This is a genomic window from Neptuniibacter sp. (assembly GCF_024231755.1).
Classification (GTDB): domain Bacteria; phylum Pseudomonadota; class Gammaproteobacteria; order Pseudomonadales; family Balneatricaceae; genus Neptuniibacter.
In genome coordinates this window covers 1-3915 of sequence record NZ_JAAEQH010000117.1, presented here as the reverse complement: position 1 = coordinate 3915, position 3915 = coordinate 1, and the positions used below count along the sequence as shown (strand labels likewise).

Below are 3915 nucleotides of genomic sequence, written 5' to 3'. Positions count from 1 at the left end.
CTTTTCTATATAGTTCGGGGTTCGACTTTTTAACTAGATTGGAACAGCAGCCATGTCTGATGATATGAAACAAGCCGCTCTCGATTACCATGAATTTCCACGTCCAGGTAAAATCAGCGTGGAACTATCTACAGCAGCTGAATCTCAGCGCGACCTGTCTTTGGCATATAGCCCAGGCGTAGCTGAACCGGTTCGTGAAATCGCGAAAGATCCTGAGAATGCATACCGTTATACCGCTAAAGGTAACTTGGTAGCAGTAATTTCTAACGGTTCTGCAATTCTGGGTCTGGGCGATCTTGGCCCGCTGGCTTCTAAGCCTGTAATGGAAGGTAAATCACTGCTGTTCAAGCGTTTTGCCGGTCTTGACTCTATTGATATCGAAGTAGATGCAGAAAGCCCGCAGGCGTTTATCGACACTGTTGCACGCATCGCTGATACTTTCGGTGGTATCAACCTGGAAGATATCAAAGCGCCAGAGTGCTTTGAAATTGAACGTGTTCTAATTGAGCGCTGTAATATCCCTGTATTCCACGATGATCAGCACGGTACAGCTATTGTAACGGCTGCTGGTATGATCAACGCGCTGGAAATTGCTGGTAAGAAGCTGGAAGAAGCCTCTATCGTATGTCTGGGTGCAGGTGCTGCTGCCCACGCATGTATGAAGCTGCTGGTGAATATGGGTGCGAAAGTAGAGAATATCTACATGATCGACCGTACGGGTGTTATCCACTCTGGTCGTGAAAATCTTACTCCAGAAAAAGCTGCGTTTGCTTCAGAAACTGACAAGCGTACTCTGGATGATGCTATCGATGGTGCTGACGTATTTGTTGGTCTGTCTGGCCCTAACCTGCTATCAGGTGAGCAGCTGGCTAAAATGGCTGCTAATCCGGTTGTATTCGCATGTGCGAACCCGGATCCAGAAATTCGTCCTGAACTGGCTCATGAAACACGCGATGACGTAATCATGGCAACAGGTCGCTCTGACTTCCCTAACCAGGTAAATAACGTGCTTGGTTTCCCATTCATCTTCCGTGGTGCAATGGACGTGCGTTCTACTGCGATCAACGAAGAAATGAAAGCGGCAGCTGTACGCGCATTGGCTGAGCTGGCTAAAGAGCCTGTTACTCAGGAAGTTCTGGATGCGTACGGTCTGGATTCTTTGGAATTCGGTCGTGACTACATTATTCCTAAGGCAACTGATTCCCGTCTGCTGGGTGCTGTATCTACAGCGGTTGCTCAGGCTGCGATTGATACTGGTGTGGCGCGCTTGCCTCTACCAGATAGCTATCCGCTGTCTTAATCCAGAATCTGGATATAAAAAACCGGCGCTAAGCGCCGGTTTTTTTGTGTCTAAATTAAGGTGTTCTTTGAAAGTTGATTTAGAAAATCTCTTCTGTCGCGTTGCTTTTGCTTAGGCTGGCAGGAGCTGCATAACCCGTTGGAGCATTGTCTTTACGGAAGAATTCAAAGATAGCATCATCCTGGCCTGGATAGGCAAGTTGGCCTGTTTTGGGATCGATTTTGACGCTGACAATACCTTCAGGTGCTGTTGGGGCGTTTTCAGGTTTGTCTTTGAGTGCTTCGCGCATAAAGTCGATCCAGATAGGCAGTGCGGCTGTGCCGCCAAACTCTCTTCTGCCTAATGTAGTAGGTTGATCGAAGCCAACCCAGGCGGTTGCAACGTAGTCTTGGTTAAAGCCGGAGAACCAAGCGTCTTTCTGGTCGTTGGTTGTACCTGTTTTGCCTGCAATGTCATTACGTTTTAGTACTAAAGCTTTGCGAGCAGTGCCTCGTTTTATGACGTCCTGCATCATGTTGTAAGTCAGAAAGGTTACCTTCTCATCATAGATTCTTGGAGCTAGCAATCTTTCAGCCGATTCCTGAGTTTCTTCTCCGGTGGCGCAGTCAGAGCATGCTAATTTGGGTTTGCTTTCAAAAAGCGTGTCGCCAAAAGAATTCTCAATGCGTTGGATAAAGTAAGGTTCTACTTTAAAGCCTCCATTGGCAAAGGTGGCGTATCCAGAAACTAGTTGTAGCGGGGTGACATCTGCGCTACCTAATGAAAGTGATAGGTTGTTAGGCAGTTTGCTGCGATCGAACCCTGCTAGATCAAGATACTCTTTGGCAGTGTCTATACCGATAGAGCGTAGTAGTCGAATAGATACCAGGTTCCTGGATTTATAAAGCGCTTCGCGGAGACGGGTTGGTCCATAGAATTTTCTGCTGGAGTTTTCCGGGCGCCAGTTACCTTCAAGTTTCTTATCGTGGAAGACGATAGGTGCGTCATTAATCAGCGATGCAGCTGAATAGCCTTTATTAATTGCTGCTGCATAAATAAATGGTTTGAAGTTGGAGCCTGGTTGGCGTATTGCTTGGGTGCTGCGGTTGAACTTGTTGTGGGTGAAATTGAAACCGCCGACAAGAGATACAATTGCTCCATCGTCAGGATTCAGAGCAACGAAAGCGCCTTGAACTTTGGGTATTTGGGTCAGATGGATTTTTCCCTCTTTTTCTCTGATACGAATTAGATCGCCTACTTGCAGTATATCTTCGGCTTTTTTCGGGGATTTTCCTGTGCGGTTTACACTTTTATAAGGTTTGGCCCATGACATGCCTTCCCAGGATAATGCCGCAGTATTTCCTTCTTTAAGCAGTAGTTCCGCGCTTTTTTCATCTACCTTGGTGACGAGGGCAGGTTTTAGTACTCCAAAGGAGATGACTTTATTTAGTTTCTTTTCAAGCTCGGTGCTAGCTGTGTTTTGGATTTCCCATTTTTCTTCTGCTCCGAGATAGCCATGCCGTTCGGTGTACGCAATTAATCCACTGGATACAGCATCGTTTGCGGTGGTTTGAAGGTTGCTGTTGATGGTTGTATAGACCTTGTATCCATCGGTATAAAGGTTTTCGCCATATTTGTCATAGAGCTCCTTGCGGACCATCTCTGCTACATAAAATGCCCTGAGTTCGATATCGCTAGTATGATATTTGGCCGTTACTGCAGAATTTTTCGCTTCTTCGAGCTGTTGGTCGTTGATGAAGCTGAGCGAGTGCATGCGCTTAAGTATCCAGTTTCGGCGCTCAACGGCCCGGGATGGATTGCTAATTGGGTTAAAGGCAGACGGTGCTTTTGGTAGTCCAGCGATCATCGCGTGCTGTGAAAGGCTCAAGTCCTGGATATTCTTGCCGTAATATACGTTAGCGGCGGCTTGAATTCCGTAAGAACGATGGCCTAGATAAATCTTGTTGATGTAGAGCTCAAGGATTTCCTCTTTACTTAATTCCTGCTCGATTCTCAGGGCTAGAAGGATCTCCATGAATTTACGGCTAAAAGTTCGTTCCCGGGTAAGGAAGAAATTCTTCGCAACCTGCATTGTGATAGTCGAGCCACCACTTTGTATGCGTCCGGTGGTGGCCAGCTGGAATGCGGCGCGGGTGAGGCCTTTGATGTCGATGCCAAAATGGTCGAAAAAGCGGCTGTCTTCCGCTGAAATGAGGGCGTTGACAAATTGTGGGGGTATTTCATCAAACTTGATTGGAGTTCGACGTTTTTCGCCAAACTCTGCAATTAGTTTGTTGTCCTGAGAGTATATGCGCAAAGGGGTTTGGAAACGGACATCACGCAGAGTATCTACTTCAGGAAGTTTTGGCGAAAAATGGTAATAAGCGCCAGCAATGGCAATTAACCCGATAAAAAAACAGGAAATTCCGAGTTTAAACAAAAGTTTGAAAAGCGAAAATGTGGCTGGCATGCTAATCTGACAGTAATGAAGTTTAGATAAGGTCTATTATATAGACAGGTTAAGGTTTTGCTCTAGCGGATATTGAATTTTAATTGGCTTAAATGCACGCTAGAGTGCATAAGTACTATATTAAGCTTTGCATTAACGCAGTATTAATTAGGGAATCTCATTGTGT

At 46.0% G+C, this 3915-nt stretch carries 2 protein-coding genes; one reads left to right on the top strand and one right to left on the bottom strand.

The genetic code is table 11. From position 1 onward, the window contains the following. Positions 1-52 precede the first annotated feature (52 nt). The gene (locus GY843_RS06570) at positions 53-1300 is read left to right on the top strand and encodes a malic enzyme-like NAD(P)-binding protein (RefSeq protein WP_297307755.1); all 1248 of its coding nucleotides are present in this window, start codon (positions 53-55) and stop codon (positions 1298-1300) included. 79 nt (positions 1301-1379) lie between these two features. Here the strand turns inward: GY843_RS06570 and GY843_RS06565 are convergent, their stop codons facing one another. Further along, complete coding sequence (locus GY843_RS06565; RefSeq protein WP_297307754.1) at positions 1380-3749, bottom strand: penicillin-binding protein 1A; 2370 nt, start codon at positions 3747-3749, stop codon at positions 1380-1382. Positions 3750-3915 lie beyond the last annotated feature (166 nt).

Excerpts from the sequence above, each read along its gene's own strand:
- GY843_RS06570 (WP_297307755.1), top strand. The coding sequence starts at position 53 with ATGTCTGATGATATGAAACAAGCCGCTCTCGATTACCATGAATTTCCA.
- GY843_RS06565 (WP_297307754.1), bottom strand. The coding sequence starts at position 3,749 with ATGCCAGCCACATTTTCGCTTTTCAAACTTTTGTTTAAACTCGGAATT.